12 protein-coding genes are annotated in these 20,719 nt (G+C 65.6%); 2 read left to right on the top strand and 10 right to left on the bottom strand.

What is annotated here, in order from left to right; genetic code table 11:
- Positions 1 to 213: 213 nt before the first annotated feature.
- From AAHE99_RS18390 to AAHE99_RS18355, 8 genes are all read right to left on the bottom strand, one after another.
- Positions 214 to 2,583 carry an efflux RND transporter permease subunit gene (locus AAHE99_RS18390; RefSeq protein WP_342118794.1) on the bottom strand — a complete coding sequence of 790 codons (2,370 nt, stop codon included), beginning with the start codon at positions 2,581 to 2,583 and terminating at the stop codon, positions 214 to 216.
- Positions 2,580 to 3,662, bottom strand: a complete 1,083-nt coding sequence (locus tag AAHE99_RS18385; RefSeq protein WP_342118793.1) for a WD40/YVTN/BNR-like repeat-containing protein — start codon at positions 3,660 to 3,662, stop codon at positions 2,580 to 2,582. The genes AAHE99_RS18390 and AAHE99_RS18385 overlap by 4 nt, the downstream gene beginning before the upstream one ends.
- An 83-nt stretch (positions 3,663 to 3,745) precedes the next feature.
- Complete coding sequence (locus AAHE99_RS18380) at positions 3,746 to 5,089, bottom strand: DUF1329 domain-containing protein (RefSeq protein WP_342118792.1); 1,344 nt, start codon at positions 5,087 to 5,089, stop codon at positions 3,746 to 3,748.
- 21 nt (positions 5,090 to 5,110) lie between these two features.
- Positions 5,111 to 7,042, bottom strand: coding sequence for a DUF1302 domain-containing protein (locus AAHE99_RS18375; protein ID WP_342118791.1), 1,932 nt, complete (start codon positions 7,040 to 7,042; stop codon positions 5,111 to 5,113).
- 45 nt (positions 7,043 to 7,087) lie between these two features.
- Positions 7,088 to 8,719 (bottom strand): long-chain-fatty-acid--CoA ligase, encoded by a 1,632-nt coding sequence (locus AAHE99_RS18370; protein ID WP_342118795.1) that lies wholly within the window; start codon positions 8,717 to 8,719, stop codon positions 7,088 to 7,090.
- 11 nt (positions 8,720 to 8,730) lie between these two features.
- Positions 8,731 to 10,143, bottom strand: coding sequence for a coniferyl aldehyde dehydrogenase (locus AAHE99_RS18365; RefSeq protein WP_342118790.1), 1,413 nt, complete (start codon positions 10,141 to 10,143; stop codon positions 8,731 to 8,733).
- Complete coding sequence (locus tag AAHE99_RS18360; protein ID WP_342118789.1) at positions 10,140 to 12,119, bottom strand: alkyl/aryl-sulfatase; 1,980 nt, start codon at positions 12,117 to 12,119, stop codon at positions 10,140 to 10,142. The genes AAHE99_RS18365 and AAHE99_RS18360 overlap by 4 nt, the downstream gene beginning before the upstream one ends.
- Position 12,120: 1 nt before the next feature.
- Entirely contained in the window at positions 12,121 to 13,764 is a 1,644-nt protein-coding gene (locus AAHE99_RS18355) for a GMC family oxidoreductase (RefSeq protein WP_342118788.1), read from the bottom strand.
- 130 nt (positions 13,765 to 13,894) lie between these two features.
- On the opposite strand from AAHE99_RS18355, the gene AAHE99_RS18350 reads away from it, so the two are divergent.
- Positions 13,895 to 14,818 carry a LysR family transcriptional regulator gene (locus tag AAHE99_RS18350; RefSeq protein ID WP_342118787.1) on the top strand — a complete coding sequence of 308 codons (924 nt, stop codon included), beginning with the start codon at positions 13,895 to 13,897 and terminating at the stop codon, positions 14,816 to 14,818.
- 52 nt (positions 14,819 to 14,870) lie between these two features.
- Positions 14,871 to 15,596, top strand: a complete 726-nt coding sequence (locus AAHE99_RS18345) for a class II aldolase/adducin family protein (RefSeq protein WP_446728937.1) — start codon at positions 14,871 to 14,873, stop codon at positions 15,594 to 15,596.
- Here the strand turns inward: AAHE99_RS18345 and AAHE99_RS18340 are convergent, their stop codons facing one another.
- Positions 15,597 to 17,105 carry an ATP-binding protein gene (locus AAHE99_RS18340; RefSeq protein ID WP_342118786.1) on the bottom strand — a complete coding sequence of 503 codons (1,509 nt, stop codon included), beginning with the start codon at positions 17,103 to 17,105 and terminating at the stop codon, positions 15,597 to 15,599. It abuts the gene before it with no gap.
- Positions 17,102 to 20,668 carry a response regulator gene (locus tag AAHE99_RS18335; RefSeq protein WP_342118785.1) on the bottom strand — a complete coding sequence of 1,189 codons (3,567 nt, stop codon included), beginning with the start codon at positions 20,666 to 20,668 and terminating at the stop codon, positions 17,102 to 17,104. The genes AAHE99_RS18340 and AAHE99_RS18335 overlap by 4 nt, the downstream gene beginning before the upstream one ends.
- Positions 20,669 to 20,719: the final 51 nt, after the last annotated feature.

The following is a 20,719-nucleotide window of genomic DNA, read 5'->3' as shown; positions in this document are numbered from 1 at the left end:
CGGCGTCGTTGCGCGCCAGCGCCGCCAGGTGTTCGTCGCGCGAGCCGACCATGCCGCGCAAGCCGCCGGCCGACAGCACCACGGCCACCAGGACAATGCTGCCAAAACCGATGGCAATCCGGTTTGCTACCCGCATAAACCTTGTCTCCTTGTAAAAAGGGCCGGGGCCCTCAGTCATCCTGAGGGGGCCCGGCCCGTCACGCACCCCTCGACTCAGGGGGTGCTGCGGCGCGGCAGCAACAAGGCCGCCAGCGCGGGGATCATAATGATGGCGCCCACCATATTCCACAGGAACATGAACATCAGCAGCAGGCCCATGTCGGCCTGGAACTTGATGTCCGACCAGACCCAGGTCAGCACGCCCAGCGCCAGGGTGACGCCGGTCAGCGCCACCGCCACGCCGGTGGTCTTCAGGGTCTCGAAGTAGGCTTCCTTCAGCGCCATGCCGCGGTCCAGGAAGCACTGCAGGCGGTTGTAGATATAGATGCCGTAGTCGACACCGATACCGATACCGAGCGCAATCACCGGCAGGGTGGCCACCTTCACGCCCAGGCCCAGCTGGGCCATGATGGCCTCGCACAGCGCGGAAGTGATGTACAGCGGCACCATGATGCAGATGGTCACGCGCAGCGAGCGGAATTCCCACCAGACCAGCAGCGCCACGATGGCATACACCAGCACCAGCATCATGACCTCGGCCTGCTTGATCACGATATTGGTGGCCGCCTCGATGCCCGAGTTGCCCGCCGCCAGGATGAACTCCGCCTGCGGCGTGTTGTTCTCGGCGGCGAAGGCCTGCGCCGCCTTCACCACGCGGCTCAGGGTGTCGGCCTTGTGGTCGGCCAGGAACACCAGCACCGGCAGCATCGAGCAGTCGTTGCTATACAGCTCGGACGGGATCATGCGCTGCGCCGAATTGGACACGAAACGGTTGCGCGACAGCGCCTGCCATTTCAGGCTGCCGCCGTTGACGTTGGCGATGATCTTCTTCTGGATGGTAAACAGCGAGGTGGTCGATTCCACGCCGGCCACGTTCTCCATCTCCCACTGGAAGCGGTCCACCACTTCGGCAGTCGGATAAGCGCCGCATTCGCCGGCCGGGGTCTTGACCATCACCACGAACACGTCGGAGCTGGTCGAGTAGTGGCCGGTGATGTAGGCGTTGTCGCGGTTGTAGCGCGAGTCGGCCCGCAGCTCCGGCGCGCCCGGATCGAGGTCGCCGATCTTCAGGTCGCGGTTCAGCACGAAGGCGGTGGCAAAAATCGCCACGGCGCCCAGCACCGCAATCTTGGCGAACTTCGGTTCGGCAAAGCGCGACAGCATGCGCATGAAGCGGTGGTCGCTCTGCGCCTTTTTCGCCTGGTGGCGCAGGCAGGCGTCGGTCACGCCCACATACGACATCAGGATCGGCAGCAGGAACATCTTGGTCAGCACGATCACCGCCACGCCGACCGAAGCGGAAATGGCCAGCTCGCGGATCACGCCGATCTCGATCACCAGCAGGGTCGAGAAACCGACCGCGTCGCACAACAGCGCGATGGTGCCCGGGATGAACAGCTGGCGGAAGGTCTGCTTGGCGGTTTCCATATTGGACTTGCCCGCCAGGCGCTCGGTGGCCATGGTGTTGATGTTCTGCACCGCGTGCGACACGCCGATGGCAAAGGTCAGGAACGGCACCAGGATCGAGTACGGGTCCAGGCCAAAGCCCAAGAGGCGCACGATGCCGAGCTGCCAGATCACCGCCAGCGAGCAGCAGAACACCGTCACCAGGGTCGACTTCCAGCAGCGCGAGTACCACAGCAGCAGCACCACCGTCATCACGAAGGTGATGGCGAAGAACAGGCCGATCGCCTTGGCGCCGTGGATCAGGTCACCCACCACCTTGGCAAAGCCGACGATATGGATCTTCACGCCCTGCGCTTCGTACTTGTCGCGCACCAGCTTTTCCAGGCGCTCGGAGAACAGGCCGTAATCGAGCTTGGTGCCCTTGTCCGGATCGATCTCCAGCAGCGGCACCTGGACGATGGTGGACTTCTGGTCGGCCGCCACCAGGCTGCCGATGCGGCCGGAACGGGCAATATTGGCGCGCACCTCGTCCAGCATGGCCGGCGAGCCGTCGAAGCCCTGCGGGATGATCTGGCCGCTGTTCAGGCCCGTCTCGGTGACCTCCATCCACTGCACGTTCGGGGTCCACAGCGACTTCAGGTTGCCGCGGTCCACGCCCGGGATGTAGAACACTTCATCGGTCACCGCCTTCAGGGTGTCCAGGTACTCTTTCGAGTAGATGTCGCCGTTCTTGGCTTCCACCGCAATACGGATATTGTTGCCCAGCGGGCGCAACTCGTTCTCGTATTTCAGGTAGTTGGCGATGAACGGGTGGGTGGCCGGCACCATCTTCTGGAAGCTGGCGTCCGGCTTCAAGAGCGCCGCCTGCCAGGCGAACAGCACCGACGCCAGCAGGAACAGGATCATGATGACAAAGCGGTGCTGGAACAGGCGCGGCTCCAGCCAGTGCTCGACCGAGGTGAAGCGCTGGTGGCCTTCCTCGGCTACCTTGCAGGTTTTCTCGTCGTCGCGCTTCATTTCGCGCCCTCCAGTTGTGCGGCGCGCACGCCGCCGATGCCCGACAGCAGCACGGTGCCGTTCAGTGCCAGCATGCCGGCCGTCGCCACCGCATCGCCCTGGCGCACCAGGCGGAAGCTGGCGCCGTCGTCATCGCTTTGCAGCAGCGCGCCATCCTGCGCCGCCAGCACGATGCTGGCGCCGCGCAGGGTGGCGCCGATCAGGCTCTTCTTGGTCACGGCCGGCGTTTCGCGCCAGGTGGCGCCGCCGTCTTCGCTGCGGAACACATGGCCGCCGAAGCCGTAGGCCAGCATGCTGCGGCCCGTGAACAGCACGCCGTACAACTGGCCGCTGTAGCCGGTCTCGATGCGCTGCCAGGCGTTGCCGCCGTCCAGCGAACGGTAGATGTAGCCGCCTTCGCCGGCAATCGCCAGCAGGTTGCCGGGGCCGCCGGCAATCGCGTTGTAGTGCAGGCCTTCAGGGTTCGGCAAGCCGGCGCCCATCGAAGTCCAGTTGATGCCGCCGTCCGTGGTACGGAAAGCCTGGCCGTATGCGCCCACCGCGTAGCCGGTCTTGGCATCGCGGAACCATACGCCCAGCAAAGGGCGCGACGGGCCGAACTTGGCCGCCGCTTCGATATCGCCCAGCGCGTTCTCGGCGTCCATCAATTTGTCGCCGCCGGTCGCCTGCGCCTTGTCCACTGCTGCCTTGGCATCCGCCAGCATCAGGGTATTGGCCTTGTTGCCGTCAAAGCGGGTCGTCCATTGGGCCCCGCCGTCGTTGGTGGAAAGGATCACGCCGTCGTGGCCCACCGCCCAGCCATCGCGGCCGTTGGCGAACGCCACGTCGGTCAGGGTGACCGAGACCGGCACCTTGGCCTGCTGCCAGGCCGCTTTTTCGCCGCCGTCGCGCACCAGGATGATGCCATGTTCGCCCACCGCCACGGTGCGCTGGCCCGCCAGCGCCATGGCCGTCAGCATGGCTTTCGGCGCGCGCGCCGACATGCGGGCCGGCGTTTGCAGCGGATCTTTTGCCTGCGCCGGCAAGCCAGCCAATGCGCCCAGCAGGACCGCACCAGCTTGTATCAATACTTTATTCATGCTTTTCCTAGGGAAAAAAAGGGCGCTTCGCCTGGTCAAAGACGAGCGCCCAAAGAGACACCCCCAAACCCGCTACACCACTCTTAGTTGGAAGAGCGGCGCAGCGTATCTGGCGTGAAGTTCGACGGATCGAGCTTCACACCAAATTTCATCGGCTTCTCCTGGTTGGAGATGCCGGACAACAGGTAGCGACGCGCCTGCAGGTCGTAGAACACTTCGTTGGCGAAGTAGTGGGTCTGCGCATCGTAGTACTGGATGCCGCCGATCTCGTGCACGCGCCACAGTTCACCACGGCCGTCATAGGCGTCGGTGTGGGCAACCTGCCAGCTGTCCTCGTCCACGTAGAACACGCGCTTGGCGTAGATGTGGCGCTTGTCCTTCTTCAGGGTCGCTTCCACCACCCACACGCGGTGCAGTTCATAGCGCACCAGGTCCTGGTTCATGTGGCCCGGACGCACCACGTCGGCGTACTTGATCGACTTGTCGGTCAGCTTGTAGTTGTTGTAGGAGATCAGCATCTCCTTCTTGCCTACCAGCTTCCAGTCATAGCGGTCAGGCGCGCCGTTGAAACCGTCGTAGTCGTCAGTGGTACGCAGGCCGTCCGCGCCCTGGCCTGGCGAGTCATACGCCACGTTTGGTGCGCGCAGCACGCGGCGCTGGCCCGGATTGTAGGTCCACGCCATGCGCGACTCCTTCACCTGGTCGAGCGGGTCGACCACCAGCAGCGCGTCGCCGGCCACCGAGGACGGGCCGGTCAGGGTCGCCATGTAGTACAGTAGGCGGTTAGGTTCCGCGTTGCTCATGCTCTGGGCGAAGGCCACCTTCTCGGTACGGGTCACCGGCGTGAAGGCGCCGTTGGTCTGCACCGGGAATTCGGCCGTGTTGCGCTCGATGGTGCCGCCGCGGTAGCGCATCAGGTGGTTCCAGATCACTTCCACGCCGGTTTTCGGGATCGGGAACGGCACCGTGGTCTTGGCGATGCCGGTCACGCCGTTGCCACCGCCGGTCAGGTCGGCCTTGGTCGCTTCCGCCTTGATGGTGTCGTACACGTTCTGCGGATAGCCGGCAGTACGGTAGGTCTTGTAGACGTTCATCTTGTAGGTCGGATAGCGCTTCAGCATCTCCATCTGGCCCGGGGTCAGCACGTCCTTGTACTTGTCCATATTGGCCGAGGTGATGGTGTACAGCGGCGCTTCCTTCGGCAGCGGGTCGGCATAGCCCTTGGTAGGGTCATAGCCGGCCGGCGCCTTGGTGATACCGCCGGTCCAGGCCGGGATGGTGCCGGCCTTGTTGCCGTCCTTCTCGGCGCCGACCGGGGTCAGGTCCTTGCCCAAGCGGTCCACCTCGGCCTGCGACAGGCCGGCCAGGGCGCTGCCCGCGATGCACGTCAGCGCTGCGGCCAGCAAGCTTTGCTTCATCATCTTCATCGTGTCTCCTATGTCTCTTTATTAGAAGTTGGCGCCAATCACGAACGACATATTGTCGCGGTCGTGGAACTGGTCGTACTTGGCCTTCTTGTTATAGCTGGTGAAGCTCAGGTCCGCGTAGTAGCGCTGGTTGTAGTCGGCGCGCAGGCCGATGCTGCGGGTCTGGCGGTCTTCCACGAACAGGTTGTCCGCTGCGTAGCCCTTCACGTCGTGCGAGAAGAACAGGCGTGGCTTCAGGTTGACGCCGGCGATGGCGTTCGGGAACAGCATTTCAGCCGACAGGCGGTAGCCCCAGGCGCTGCTGGTGGCGTAGCCTTCGTTCTCGCAGTAGGAGGCGTTCGGCTGGATGCCGGCCGGGCCGCAGGTGCCGCCCAGGGCCTTGGTCGGGCCGAAGTTGTAGCCGAAGCCGCGCACATAGCGGGTGCTGGTGTTCGGATCGCCGATGCCGCTCCACTTCTGGCCGGCCACCTCACCCAGCAGGGTCAGGGAATCGGCGCCCATCAGCTGCGGGAACACGCGGATGAAGGACACCTGCGCCTGGGTCTTGTCCTTGCGGTCGTAGCCGTGCAGCACATAGCCGGTCGGCAGGGCCGGGTTGCGCGCGATGGCGGCCCACGACGCCTGCGGGCCGATGCCCAGCGCGGTGCCGACCAGCATGTCGATCGCGTTGATCTGGACCGGGATGTCGCGCGTGCGGGAGATTTCACCGAACACCGAGAAGCCGGCCAGTTCGGTGGCGGCCGACAGGCCCAGGGTCTTGACGTTCTCGCCGCTGTAGTCCCACACGATATTACCGGCTGGCAGCACGCCCAGGGTGCCCAGCGAAGCGGCCAGCTGCGGCACCGCCTTGACCAGCTGCGCCAGTTTGCCCGACCACACCGACGGCAGTTCCGACGGCTGCTTGATGACGGACACGATCGGCGAGTGGCTGTGGTAGCGCGCGAAGTAGACGCCGAAGTCGGTCGAAATCGCGTCGGCGAAGTAGTGGCTCGAGACGCCGAACTGGCCGGAATCCTTCGGCTCGATCTTCTGCGCGGTGGTCATGCGGAAGTTCAGCGGCATGGAGCGCGACAGGCCGAGCGAGGCCAGCACCGGATCCAGCGCGGCCGGCAGCGCGGCCAGGAATGGCGCGCCGTTGTACTGGCCGCGGTCATTCATCTTGGTGCCGTCGCCAAACAGCACGGTGCCGTTGTTACAGTTCAGGGAGTCGGCAGCCGACCAGTAGGTGCCGCAGCCGTCCACCACGCTCTGGCGCCAGCCCAGCTGGTAGAACGCCTCCATCGACAGGCCGTTACCGAGGCCGATATTGGCCATCAGGGCCGGCTGCGGACGCAGGATCTCTTTCACCTGGGCGCCAGGGCGGCGCGCCGCGCTGGTGTCGAACGCGCCCATGGCGTTCACGCCCGGCACGAACAGGCTCTCGCCCCAGTTGATCACCTGGTTACCCAGCTTGACGCTGACCGGCTTGCCGCCCAGGTCCCAGTTGGCGAACACGTAGGCATCGGCCAGGGCCGCGCCGTCGAAGGTGGACAGCTTGTCGAATTTCTTGTCGCTCAGCTCAGCGCCCGGCACGTAGCCGTTGTTGAAGCTGCCGTGCGGCATATTGTGGCTCTTCAGCGTGTAGTCGTACCAGGCGAAGGCGCGCATGAAGACGCCGTAGTTTTCGCCTTTCAGCTCGAATTCGCCGGTCAGCTTGCCGACGGTCGAGTAGGCGTCATGCTTTTTGAAGTTCAGGTTGCCGTCATCGGCGCCGGCGCCTGCCGTGCCGCCGTTGACGGTGGAAATCAGGTTCTTGTCTGCATCCTTCATCCGGATACTGGTGCCGACCGAAGCGCTGAGGGACCAGCGCCCTTCCAGGCCATTGTCGGTGGTGAAGGTATCTGCGTGCGCCAGTGGGGCTGCCAGCGCCGCCGCCACAGCGAGTGCCATGGTACGGTTGTACTTCCTCGTCATCCTTGTGTCTCCTTTGGTTTTTACAGCTTTTGATGTCCAGCTTTTTTATACTGCTTTCTTATACTGCTTAAACTGCTCGCGCAATTTCATCTTCTGCACTTTGCCGTTGGCCGAAACCGGCAGCTCGCTGACGAACACCACATCGTCCGGAAGCCACCATTTCGCTACGCGGCTGGCAAGGTAGCCTAACACTTCATCGCGCGCGGGGGAACTGCCATTACGCGGAACAACCACTAATAACGGGCGTTCCTGCCATTTTTCATGCGGGATGCCGATCACCGCGGCAGCCGCCACATCGGGGTGGCCCATCGCCGCGTTCTCGACATCGATCGATGAAATCCATTCACCGCCGGACTTGATGACGTCCTTGGCGCGGTCGGTGATCTGCAGGTAGCCGTCGCCGTCGATATTGGCGATATCCCCTGTATCGAAGAAGCCTTCTTCGTCCAGCACCGGCGCATCGCTGCCGTAATAGCCCGACAAAATCCACGGTCCGCGCACCATCAGGCGGCCCGACGCCACGCCGTCATGCGGCAGGCGCTGGCCGTTTTCGTCCTTCAATGCAAGCTCCACGCCGCAGGCCGGGCGCCCTTGGCGCGCCTGCACGCGCAGCTTTTCTTCTTCGCTGGCGTTGTCGTGTGTTTGCAACAAATTGCATACCGTTCCGAGCGGCGACATCTCCGTCATGCCCCAGGCCTGCATCAAAGTCGCGCCCAAGGTGGCGCGCACGCGCGTGAACATCACCGGCGGGATCGCCGAGCCGCCGCACAGCAGGCGGTCCAGGCAGAGTTCCTGCAGCGCCGGGCGCGCTTCGCTGTCGACATGGTTCAGGAGGCCCAGCCAGACGGTCGGCACGCCCAGGCCCATGGTCACGCGCTCGCCGCGCATCAATTCGTAAATGCTCTTGCCGTCCAGGCCCGGGCCCGGCAGCACCAGCTTGGCGCCGCTCATTGCACCAGCATAGGGCATGCCCCAGGCGTTCACGTGGAACAGCGGCACCACCACCAGGCAGCTGTCGCGGTGCGAGATGGCGGCGGTGCTGGCCTGGCACAGGCCCATCGAGTGCAGGTAGGTCGAGCGGTGCGAGTACAGCACGCCCTTCGGGTTGCCGGTGGTGCCGGAGGTGTAGCACAGCGCCGAGGCGCTGCGTTCGTCGAACTGCGGCCAGCTGAATTCCTCGGACGCGCCTTCCAGCAGCTCCTCGTAGCACAGCGTGCCCTCCGGCAGGCCGGCCGGCATATGGGCGCGCTCGGTCATGCAGACGAAGGCGCGCACGCAGCCCAGGCGCGGCGCCAGCGCCGCCACCAGCGGGGCGAAGGTGATGTCGAAGCACAGCACCTGGTCCTGCGCGTGGTTGACGATGTACTCGACTTGTTCCGGGAACAGGCGCGGGTTGATGGTGTTCAGTACCGCGCCCATGCCGGACACGGCGAAATACAGCTCCATATGGCGGTGCGTATTCCAGGCCAGGGTGCCGACGCGGTCGCCCATGCCCACCCCCAGCGCTTGCAGCGCATTGGCCAGGCGCCGCGCGCGGCGCCCCACTTCGCCGTAGCTGCTGCGGTGCAGCGTGCCTTCGCACAGGCGCGACACGATCTCGGCGCGCGGGTGCACGCGTTCCGCATGCTGCAGCAGCGAGGAAATCAGCAAAGGCTGGTCTTGCATCAAGGCTTGCATGGTCGTACCCATTACATATGGCGCTTCAGGAAGCCGGCCAGCGCGTCGAACACGCGGCCGTAAGGTGGTCGGAACAGGCCGAAACCGTTCAGGCGCGCCTGGCGGTAGATCGGCTTTTGCTTGGAGAAGGCCAGGAAGCCATGCTCGCCGTGGTAGGCGCCGATGCCGCTGGCGCCGACGCCGCCAAACGGCAGGTTTTCCTGCGCCGCGTGCCACAGCGCGTCGTTGATGGTGACGCCGCCGGAAATGGTGGACTTCAGCACCTTGCTGCAATTGCTGCGGTTGCGGCCGAACCAGTACAGCGCCAGCGGGCGTTCGCGCTCGTTGATGAAGGCGATGGCTTGCTGCAGCGTGTCATACGGCACCACCGGCAGCAGCGGGCCGAAGATCTCTTCGCGCATCACTGCCATGTCCGGCGTCACGTCCAGCAGCAGCACCGGCGCCATGCGCCGCCCGCTGCCCTCGCCCAGGCGCACCACGGTGGCGCCCTGCGCTTCCGCATCGCGCACCAGCTGCTGCAGGCGCGCGTGATGGCGTTCGCTGATGATGCTGGTGTATTGCTCATTGCCGCCGAACTGCGGGTACATGGCGGCGGCGGCGGCGCTGACTTCGCGCACGAAGTCGGCCACGCGCGCGCGCGGCACCAGCGCGTAGTCCGGCGCCACGCAGGTCTGGCCGGCGTTGAACAGCTTACCAAAGGTCAGGCGCGGCGCCGACTCGGCCAGGTCGCAGCTGTCGTCGATGATGGCGGGCGACTTGCCGCCCAATTCCAGGGTGACCGGGGTCAGGTTGTGCGCCGCGGCGAGCGCCACCTGGCGGCCGACGGCGGTGGAACCGGTGAACACCAGGTGGTCGAACGGCAGCGCGGAAAATTCGCGGCTGACCTCCACCCCGCCTTCGACCACCGCCAGCTCGGACGGATGGAAGTAGCGGGCCGCCAGCTGCGCCAGCAGGCGCGAAAAGGCCGGCGTCAGTTCGCTCGGCTTGATCATCACGCGGTTGCCGGCCGCCAGTGCGGCCGCCGCCGGCACCAGCGCCAGCTGCAGCGGGTAATTCCACGGCACGATATTGCCCACCACGCCCAGCGGCTGCGGCATCAGCTGGCTGCTGCCCGGCAGCATGTGCAGCGGCGTCGCCACCCGGCGCGGGCGCATCCAGCGCCCCAGCTTGTGGCGCTGCTGGCGGATCGCCGAGCGCACGATGAACAGCTCGGTCAGCACCATCTCCTGGCGCGAGCGGCCGCCGAAGTCGGCGCTGATCGCATCCAGGATGGCTTCCTCGTTGTCGGCCACCAGGGCGTGCAGCCGCTGCAGCCGTTCGCGCCGGATCGCGGCCGAAGGCAGCATGTCGGCGGCAAAGGCGGCGCGCTGGATTTCCAGCACTTCGGCCATCGCGCTAGCCTGGGTATGCTGCGGTGCGTTCATGGCTGGCCCAGCGAATTAGGTACATTGACGGCCGGCGTCACGATATTGAACGCCGGATCGAATTCGCGCAGGCCGCCGAACACTTTGGCCAACGCGCGCGGATCGCCTTCCACCTTGACGATGCCGGCATCGACCGCCTGCTGCAGCTGCAGCTTGCCCAGCAGCAGGCCAAACAGCGCCTGGCGCGGCAGCGACAGCGACACATCGGCCTTGGCCAGCTTGCGGCCCGGTGCATTATTCAGCACCGCGTTGGACAATTCCAGCGCGAAGTCCTCCTTGGTGTCGCTGATATGCAGGTTGATACTGGCCTTGGCGCCGTCCATTTTCTGATGGTCCAGGCGCACCGACAGGATGTCGAACACGCTTTCCAGCGGCAGCTTGGCCAGCATTTCCACCGACAGCGGCGAGGCAGGCAGCGGACCGGTGGCGCGCAGCTCCTTGGCTGCGGTCAGATACTGGTTGCGCCATACGCCCGATTCCGCCTGGTATCCCAGTTGCTCCAGCGCGTCGGCCTGCAACAGGCGTGCGGCGCGGTTGCCTGGCTCGGCAAACACCAGATGGCTGCCCATTTCAGTGGCCCAGCGATAGTCGCCAGCCTCGATGGCCTTGCGCATTTTCGCCAGCACCGCTTTGGCGCCGCCCATCGCTTCCACGTAGCGCTTGCCCTGCTCCTGGCGCGGCAGCGGATTGAGGGTGGCCGGGTTGCTGTCGTAGAAGCCCAGGTAGAAGTTGTACACGCCGCGCAGGTTGTGGCTCAGGGTGCCGTAGTAGCCGTGGGTCGAAAAGTCCTGCTGCAGGCCTTTCGGGTAGAAGTCGGCGTTGGCCAGGTCGGACATGGTGGCGCCCTGGTTGGCCATACCCATCGCGCGGTCGTGGATGAAGCGGTACATGTCGCGCTGCTGCGCCAGGTGGTGCTGCACCTTGCCCTGGCCCCACACCGGCCAGTGGTGGCTGCGGAATGCAATCTCCGCCTGCGGGAAGGCATCCAGCAGCTGGTTGACGTATTTGCTCCAGGCCAGCGCGTCGCGCACCTTGGCGCCGCGCAGGGTGTAGATATTGTGCATGGTAGAGCTCACCACTTCGGACAGGCATAGCGCCTTCAGTTCCGGCAGGTAGAACATGAACTCGGCCGGCGCCTCGGAGCCGTTCGCCATGTGGAACACCATGCGCACGCCATCGACATCCAGTTCCTGCCCCGATTTGGTGACAACGTCGGTCGGCGGCAGGATCCCGATGGTACCGCCGGCTACCGCCTTGCCCAGGCCGACCCCGACCGCGCCGCGTTCGCCGGTCGGCATGGTCATGCCGAACTGGTATTGCGCGCGGCGCGTCATCACGTTGCCGGCCAGGACGTTCTCCGCCAGCGCCGACTCCATGAAGCCGTCCGGCACGATCACCCGCACCTTGGCCGCATCCGCCGCAGGGACGATGCCGTTGACGCCGCCGAAGTGGTCGGCATGGCCGTGGGTGAAGATAACGGCGCTGACCGGGCGCGCGCCCAGTTTTTCCTGAGCCAGCGCGAAAGCGGCCTTGGCCACTTCGGAGGTGGTCAGCGGATCGACCACGATCCAGCCGGTCTTGCCGGCGATCAGGGTCATGTTCGAGACGTCATAGCCGCGCAGCTGGTACACACCCTCGGTCACCTTGAACAGGCCGTGGATATTGTTTAACTGCTCCTGGCGCCACAGGCTGGGATTCACCGAATCCGGCGCCGCGCCCTTCATGAAGTCATAGCGCGCGGTATCCCACACCACCTTGCCTTGCGCATCGGCGATCCTGGTGCCCGCCGGCAGGGTCGCCAACAGGCCGCGCGACGCCGCCTCGAAGTCGGCCTGGTCGGCCAGCGGCAGCTGGGCGCCGAATGCGCGGTTGGCTTGCGCGGTGTGGCGCGAGGCCGCCTGCGGGCCGACGTCGGCTGCATGCGCAAATGCGCAAGCAAGGGCCCCTGCCAGGGCAATGGCGTTCATGCGTTTCATCTTAAACCTCTGCGGTATCCAGGCTGGTGGTGGTTGTGCGCGCATCTGCGCGGATCATGTCGGCCGCCTTCTCGCCGATCATGATGGAAGGAGCGTTGGTGTTGCCGCCTACCAGGCTAGGCATGATCGACGCATCGACCACGCGCAGCCCGGCAATGCCGTGTACGCGCAAGCGTTCGTCGACCACCGCCAGCGGGTCGCTGGCCGGGCCCATCTTGCAGGTGCCCACCGGGTGGTACTGGGTATCTGCGCGGCGGCGGATATCGGCCTTGAGCGCTGCGCGGTCCTGGCGGTCCACCTGGTACAGCATCTTGCCGCGGATGGCGTCGAACGGCGCCGATTCCATGATGGCTTGCTGCTTCTGGGCGCCGGTGGCCAGCAGTTCCAGGTCGCGTTCATCGGAGAAGAAGCGCGGGTCGATGCGCGGCGCCTGGCGCGGGTCATTGCTCTCCAGGCCCACGGTACCGGTGCTGTGCGGGCGCAGCACGGTAACATGGCAGGAGAAACCGTGGCCCAGGTGCATCTTGCGCGCATGGTCGTCGACGATGGCCAGCACGAACACCAGCTGCAGGTCCGGCACTTCCACCTCCGGCGCGCTACGGAAGAAGGCGCCCGCCTCGGTATAGGTGCTGGTCACCATGCCGCTGCGCAGCTTGCGCCATTCGCCGACCGCCTTGGCCATGTGGTAGCCGCCGGCCGCCGATACGCCGAAAGTGTCGGCGTTGGAGCGCGTGCGGTAGGACTGTACGTAATCGATATGGTCTTGCAGGTTCTGGCCCACGCCCGCCAGCACATGGCGCGGCGCGATGCCGTGGCGCTGCAGCTCGTCGACCGGGCCGATGCCGGACAACATCAGCAGCTGCGGCGAACCGAAAGCGCCGCCGGAGACGATCACTTCGCTGCGGGCGCGCACCTGGCAGGTCTCGTTGCCCTGCAGGTATTCGACGCCGACCGCGCGCTTGCCTTCCATCAGGATGCGGGTGGTGGTGGCGTGCGTCACCACTTTCAGGTTGGGGCGCGCCATATTCGGCGTCAGGTAGGCCTTGGCCGCGCTGCAACGTTCGCCGTTGCGGTGCGTGACCTGGTAAGGGAAGCTGCCTTCCTGCTGCGCACCGTTGTAGTCGGCGGTCGGCTGGATGCCGTTCTGCGCGCAAGCCTGCATGAACATCTCGTTGAGCGGACTGCTGTGGCGCGGATAGGTCACGCCCAACGGGCCGTGGTTGCCGTGGTAAGGGTCGCCCAGGAACAGTTCGCAGCCTTCGGAGCGCTTGAAGTACGGCAGCACCTCATCGTAGGTCCAGCCGGCGTTGCCCAGGCCCGCCCAGTGGTCGTAGTCCCAGCGGTGGCCGCGCACATACAGCATGGCGTTGATCGAGCTGGAACCGCCGAGGGTCTTGCCGCGCGGCTGGTAGCCGCGGCGGCCGCCCAGGCCGGGCTGGGGTACGGTCTGGTAGCCGTAGTTGTTGATCTTGGTCGGCAGCATCGCCACCACCCCGGCCGGCGCGTGGATCAGCACGCTGCTGTCCGGGCCGCCCGCTTCCAGCAGGCAAACCGAAATGTTCGGGTCTTCCGTCAAGCGGGCGGCTACCACACAGCCGGCCGAGCCAGCCCCTACGACTACATAGTCGAATTCCTGAACATTCATCACAGTGTCTCCAGTTTGCGCCGCGTTTTATTAACGCTGTCGTTGAATGGAGTATGTAATTTGCACTACTATTCGTCCAATGCATTGTTTTTATCCGTCAAATGCATAACGTGCATACAAGGGGTCTTTCATGGATTTCAAGCGCCTGCGCTACGCCCTGGCGGTAGCGGACGAAGGCAATTTCGTGCGTGCGGCCGAGCGCGTCAGCATCAGCCAGCCCGCTCTGTCGCGGGCGGTGCAGACCCTCGAGGAAGAGCTGGGCTTCCTGCTGTTTGACCGCGGCAACCGCAATGTGGCGGTGACGGTGGCGGGCGCGGCATTTTTCAACCATGCGCGCCGTTTGCTGTTTGATGTACGCAACATGGAGCACGACTTGGCACTGTTGCGAAATGGAGACAGCGGCCAGGTGGCCTTCGGCATCGGCCCGCTGCACTCCGGCGCCCTGCTGCCGCGCATGCTGCGCCAGGTGCGCGCCGACCAGCCGGGCATCACGCTGTCGGTGGCGATCAACAACTCCAGCTACCTGCTGGACCACCTGCGCGCCGAAGACCTGGAATTCTTCATGTCCGACGTGCGCCTGATCGAGGCGGCCGAAGACCTGATCATCACCCACGAGTGCCGCCAGTACGGCGGCATCTACTGCCGCCCCGGCCACCCGCTGCTGGAACGCAGCGACGTGACGCCGACCGAGCTGCTGCCCTACGGCATGGCGGCGCCCACCATCCCGGAAGTGCTGATGACGCAGCTGAACAAGCTGTTCCGCCTGCCGCCGGGACGCGACCTGCCGATCGTGCTCAGTTGCGACAGCATCCACACCCTGGTCGACGTGGCGGCTGAAAGCGACCTGCTGCTGCTGTCCAGCCATGCGGCGCTGGCAGAGGCGGCCGAGCTGGGACGCCTGAAGCAGCTGCCGGTGCCGCTGCCGCCGGTGTACGCCGACATCGCCACCATCCGCCTGCGCGGCCGCACCCTGTCGCCCGGCGCCCAGCGCGTGCTGCAGGCGGCGCGCGCCATCCTGTCGCAGCTGGCCGGCACCGAGATGCCGCGTCAGTAAGCGATGCTATCCTACCCAGCATACGCAACAGCAACTACGAGGCCGCACTGAAATGAACGACCACGAAAAGCAACTGCGCATCGACCTGGCGGCCTGCTACCGCCTGGTGGCGCTGCATGGCTGGAGCGACCTGGTATTCACCCACATCAGCGCACGCATCCCGGGCCCCGAGCACCACTTCCTGATCAACCCTTACGGCATGCTGTTCGACGAGATTACGGCCTCCAGCCTGGTCAAGGTCGACCAGCAGGGCAACAAGCTCGATGACAGCCCCTACCCGGTCAACCCTGCCGGCTTCACCATCCACAGCTGCATCCACGCCGCGCGCGAGGACGTGGGCTGCGTGCTGCACACGCATACCCGCGCCGGCGTCGCCGTCAGCGCGCAGAAGGCCGGTGTGCTGCCGATCAGCCAGCAGTCGACCTTTGTGCTGTCGTCGCTGGCCTACCATGATTACGAGGGGGTGGCAGTGCGCGAGGATGAAAAGCCGCGCCTGCAGCAGGACCTGGGCCACGCCACCTTCTACATGCTGCGCAACCACGGCCTGCTGACCGTCGGCCCGACGGTGGCCGACGCCTTCCTGGCCATGTATGCGTTCGAGACCACCTGCCAGATCCAGGTCGCGGCGCAAGCCGGCGGCGCGGAACTGGTGCACATCCCGCAGCCGATCGTCGACGGCATCGGCCAGGCGCTCAAGGTGCAGGGTGTCGGCGGCGCGCTGGTATGGCCGGCGCTGCTGCGCAAACTGGACCGGCTGGACCCGGGCTACCGCCAGTAGCTAGCCGGCCGTTTGCGGCAGCATGAATTCGAAGCGCACGCCCTGGCCGGGTGCGCTGCTCAGGCTCACGCTGCCCTGCAGCGCGCCGCACACCAGGTTGTTCACGATATACATGCCCAGCCCGGAACCGCCGGCGCCGATCTTGGTGGAGAAGAAGGGTTCGAAGATTTTCTGTTGCAGTTCGGGCGCGATGCCGACGCCGTCGTCGCTGTACACCAGCCGGATATGTTCGCCGTCCACGCTGGCGGCAATCGTCACCTTGCCGCCGCTGCGCCCTTCAAAACCGTGCAGGATGGAGTTGACGATCAGGTTGTTGAAGATCTGCTCCAGGTGGCCGGGATAGGAATCCATCAGCACACCGGGCGGCACGTGCAGCTCCACCGCCACATTGGCCTGGCGCGTCATGCGGCCCAGCGTGACCAGGATGTCGTGCAGGCAGGTGTGCAGGTCGAACTGGCGGCGGCGCTGGCTGGTCTGGTCCACCGCCACGTTCTTGAAGCTTTCAATCAATTCGCGCGCCTTGCCGGCGCTGCGCACCAGCACATCGCCGGCCTCGCGGCACTCGGTGGCCGAAGTCACCAGGCCGGAACGTGTCAGCTTGCCTTCCAGCGCACGGTCCGCCATCTCGCTGATCCGGTCGCGCAGGGCGGTGGCCAGCAGCACCAGGTTGCCCAGCGGGGTATTCAGTTCGTGCGCCACGCCGGCCACGATGCTGCCCAGCGCCACCATCTTTTCCTGCTCCACGATCTGCTGCAAGGCCTGGCGCAGCTCGCAGCTACGCGCCTCCTCCGCCTCCTTGCGTTGGGTGATGTCGCGCACCAGGGCGGCATAGGCCGGCGGCTGCGATTGCGGCACCTGCCACTGCGACACCTCGATATCGAACTCGCGCCCATCGCGGTGGCGGCCGCGCTGCCCGCCGCCCTGCTGCGCCAGCAGTACGCGGCTGGACGGCTGGCCCATCATCTCGTCGCGGCGCCAGCCGAACAGCTCTTCCGCCGCATGGTTCCAGTCGGTGACGAAGCCGTGGGCGTCGCTGCCGATGAAGGCTTCGCTGGCGCTATCGATCACCATGCGCAGGCGCCGCTCCGATTCGTGCAGCGCCTGGGTGCGCTCCTGCACCTTGGCGTACAGCTCGCACAGCACCGCCACCTTGTTGCGCAGCACCGCCGGCTCGATCGGCTTGTTGAGGAAATCCACCGCGCCCATTTCGTAGCCCTTGAACTGGCGCACGCGGTCGTGCAGGCCGGCGGTGACGAAGATGATGGGCAAGTGGCGCGTGCGCGGGTTGGCGCGCAGCAGCTCGGCCGTTTCCAGGCCGTCCATCTCCGGCATCTGCACGTCCAGCAGCACCACGGCGAAATCGCGCTTGAGCGACTGGCGTAGTGCCTCATTGCCGGACAAGGCAGGCACCAGTTCCAGCGGCAGCGGCATGTCTTCCAGCAGCGCCGCCAGCGCCGTCAGGTTTTCCTGCCGGTCGTCGACCATCAGCACTGGAATCTTGCGGTTCATGCGCTCCCCTGGCGTCTTATCCAGACCCGCAGCAGCGACAACAGCTGCTGGGTGTCAATCGGCTTGGCGAGGTAATCGCTGGCGCCCGCCTCCAGGCATTTCTGATGGTCGCCGGGCATGGCCTTGGCGGTCATCGCGATGATTGGCAGGTCCTTGAAGCGCGCGTCGGCGCGGATCCGCCGCATCGCTTCATAACCATCCATCTGCGGCATCATTATATCCATCAGCACGGCGTCGAAGTTTTCCTCGTCCTTCAGCTTTTCCAGCGCCTCCAGGCCATGCTCCGCCTCCACCACCTGCACGCCGCGTTCGCCCAGCAAGCTGGCCAGCGAGAACAGGTTGCGCATATCGTCGTCCACCACCAGAACCTTGCAGCCTGCAAGCGCGAACGGCTCCTGCTGCACGCCGCGGTCGCCCTTCTCCACGCTATGCAGGAACAGCTGCACTTCGCCCAGCAAGCGTTCCGGGCTGTGGGTGCCTTTGATGATCACGCTGCGCGCGTAGCGGTTCAGCATGCGCAGCTGCTCGCGGCTCAGGTCCTGGCCGGAATGGATCACCACCGGCAGCTGGCGCAATTGCGGGTTGGCTTGCAGCTGCTCCAGCACGGCGTAGCCCGACATGTCCTGCAACCCCAGGTCGAGCACCATGCAGTCGAAATGGCTTTGCTGCAGCAGCTGCAGCGCTTCGCGTCCGCCACGGGCGCGCACCACTTCCACATCGCGCGCTGCCAGCAGGGCGGCCAGGCTGCTCAACTGGCCTTCGTCGTCCTCCACCACCAGCACGCGCTTCAGCGTAGCGGCCCAGGCACTTTCAACGGTGTCGAACACCTGCGCCAGCTGCTCCGGCGTGGCCGGCTTGGTCAGCAGGCCGATGGCGCCCAGGTCGCGCGCGCGCTGCAGTTCGTCCAGGCAGGTGATGAAGTGCACCGGCAGGTGGCAGGTGCGCGGGTCTTCGCGCAGCTGGCGCATCACTTCCCAGCCGTCCATGCCGGGCATCATGACGTCCAGCAGCACGGCATGCGGCGCTTCGTAGCGCGCCAGCGCCAGGCCTTGCTCGCCGTCGGACGCCACCATGGGCTGGTAGCCGCGCGCCAGCACCAGGTCAGCCAATATCCCCGCGAAGACGGGGTCGTCCTCCACGATCAGGATGCGGCGGCCGACAAGGTCCGTCCCGCGCACTGCCGCCGCCGCACCAGCATCCAAGCCCGCCGCGCCGGCCGTAAGCGCCGGCTGACCCGCTCCCGGCCACGCAGCTGCGCCCGGCGCGCCGCCAGCCTCCGGCTGCAGCGGCAGCATGAAGGTAAACGTGCTGCCCTCGCCCTCCTTGCTATGCAAGTGCAGCGCCCCACCCATGGTGCGGGCCAGCTGCAGCGAAATTGACAAGCCCAGCCCCGTGCCGCCGTAATGGCGGCTGATGCTGCCGTCCGCCTGCCGGAACGCCTCAAAGATCATCACCTGCTTATCGGCCGGCACGCCGATTCCCGTATCGCTGACCGCAAACGACAGCTGCTCCCCGACCACCGCGATCCGCAGCACAACGCTGCCGGCGTGGGTGAACTTCAAGGCGTTCGCCAGCAGGTTGCGCAGCACCTGTTGCACCCGCTGCCGGTCCATCGGCACCGACTGCGGCGTTCCCGGCGCACGCTCCACCTGCAGGACCAGCCCCTTCTGCTCCGCCTGCGGCCGGAACTGCGCCACCAGTTCATCGCACAAGCCGGCCAGCTCCACCGGCTCGATATGCAGCTCCACCTTGCCCGCCTCCATCTTGGCCAGGTCCAGGATATCGTTGATCAGGTTAAGCAGGTCGCGCCCCGCGTTATGGATGGTGCCGGCGTATTCCAGCTGCCGCTCGTCCAGGTTGCGTCCCTTGTTCTCGCGCAGCAGCGACGACAGGATCAGCATCGAATTCAAAGGCGTGCGCAGCTCATGCGACATATTCGCCATGAATTCGCTCTTGTAGGCGCTGACCCGCTGGATCTCCTCGCGCTGCCGCTCCAGCTGGTCGGCGCGCTCCTCCAGCTCGGAATTACTTTGCTGCAGTTCCTCCTGCTGCACCCGCAATTCCTCCGCCTGCTGCGCCGTCTCGGCCAGCAAGGCCCGCGTCCGCTGGCGCGTGATATTCACTTCCAGCCCGATCGCCATCACCTCGGCGCACGAATCCACAAAAGCCAGCTCGTTGTCGCTGAAGGGCCGGAACGAACCGAGCTCCATCAGGCCCACCATATTGCGGCCATGCTGCAGCGGCAGCACCAGCACCGACGAAGGTCCCGCGCTACCCAGCGCCGACCCGATCGACAGGTAGCCCGGCGGCGCCGCATCCAGCAGCACGCGCTTGCCATCGCGCAGCGCCTGCCCCGCCATCCCCTCGCCCGGCACCAGCTGCGCCGGGTGCTGCCCCTGCACCAGCCCATAGCCCGCCAGCAGCCGCATGCCCTGGCCCTGCCCTTCATCCACATACAGCGAGCCAACGCGCGCGCCCAGGCGCTCCGCTACATAGGTGAGGATGCGCTGTCCCAGCTCGGCCAGTTCCTGCTCGCCGCGCATCACGGTATTGAGTTCATTCTGGCTCGACTTGAGCCAGTCGCGTTCACGCTCGGCCAGGTTGCTGGCGCGCAGGGCCTGCGTCATCTGGGCGAAGGCCTGGTCAAAGCTGTGCTGCGCCTCCGCCAGTGCAGCCACCGATTGCAGCAAATCGCCCGCTTCGTCATGCGCTACGCCGCGCAAATCAATCTGTGGCAACGGCGCCGGCGCAAAGTCATGTTCCAGGTTCCCGTCCGCCACCGCCTGCACCGCGTTCACATGGCCCGCGCGCGAGCCGGCCAGGGCGCGCGCAGAGTCCAGCGCACGGTGCAACGGCTGCGCCACATTACGCTGGTAGAACACGCGCAAGGCCACCGCCACCAGCAGCAGCGTGGCACCCAGCGCGATCATGACCCAGCTCGCAATGCGCGCCGCGCTGGCTGCCTCGCGCGTGGAATTCACTTCCAGCACGCCGCGCACATCGCCCAGCTTCCAGTCGGTCTTCGGGCTTTGCGGATGGCTGTTATGGCAGGCCACGCAAGCCTGGGCGCTCATGCGGTCGGCCAGCGCCACGCGCACCGTGGTTTTGCCATTCACGGTTTCAGTACGCGAGAACACGCCGTCGGGAGTTTTCTGCAGATAGCTCCAGGCGTCCTGCGCAAACTGGTCGCTGGCGCGCTCGCGCCGCTGCGGGAAGGGAAAGGGACTGTAAAGCTTGACCGACGTGCCGCTGCCTTGCATCAGCGCGCTCAGGTCGTGGATCATGGTGGCCGGCAGCGGGATGGCATTTTCCTTGTTGCGGTAATCCGGGTCCACCTGCATGTCGGAATGCGCCAGCACGCGCGCTGCCACGTTCTCGGTGTAGTACTTGCGCAGCACCAGGAACTGACGCACGGTGGCCTGCGCCCCGTCCACCGCGTCGCGCTCCGCATTTTCCGTGATCAGGATCGGCAATAGTGCCGAAACGACCAGACCGCACAAGACCAGCAACGCGCCAATTGGCAGAAACAGCTTCCAGAACAGGCTACTGGAACGTGCAAGCACAGCGAGTCTCCGCAGGGAAAGGTAGTTGCCCTATTTTTACGCGGAAATGCT

Origin of the sequence: Pseudoduganella sp. OTU4001 (assembly GCF_038440195.1) — a bacterium.
In the GTDB taxonomy this organism is placed as follows: domain Bacteria; phylum Pseudomonadota; class Gammaproteobacteria; order Burkholderiales; family Burkholderiaceae_D; genus Rugamonas.
Note: the sequence above shows the minus strand (reverse complement) of the source record. Positions and strands in the feature narration are given on the sequence as shown.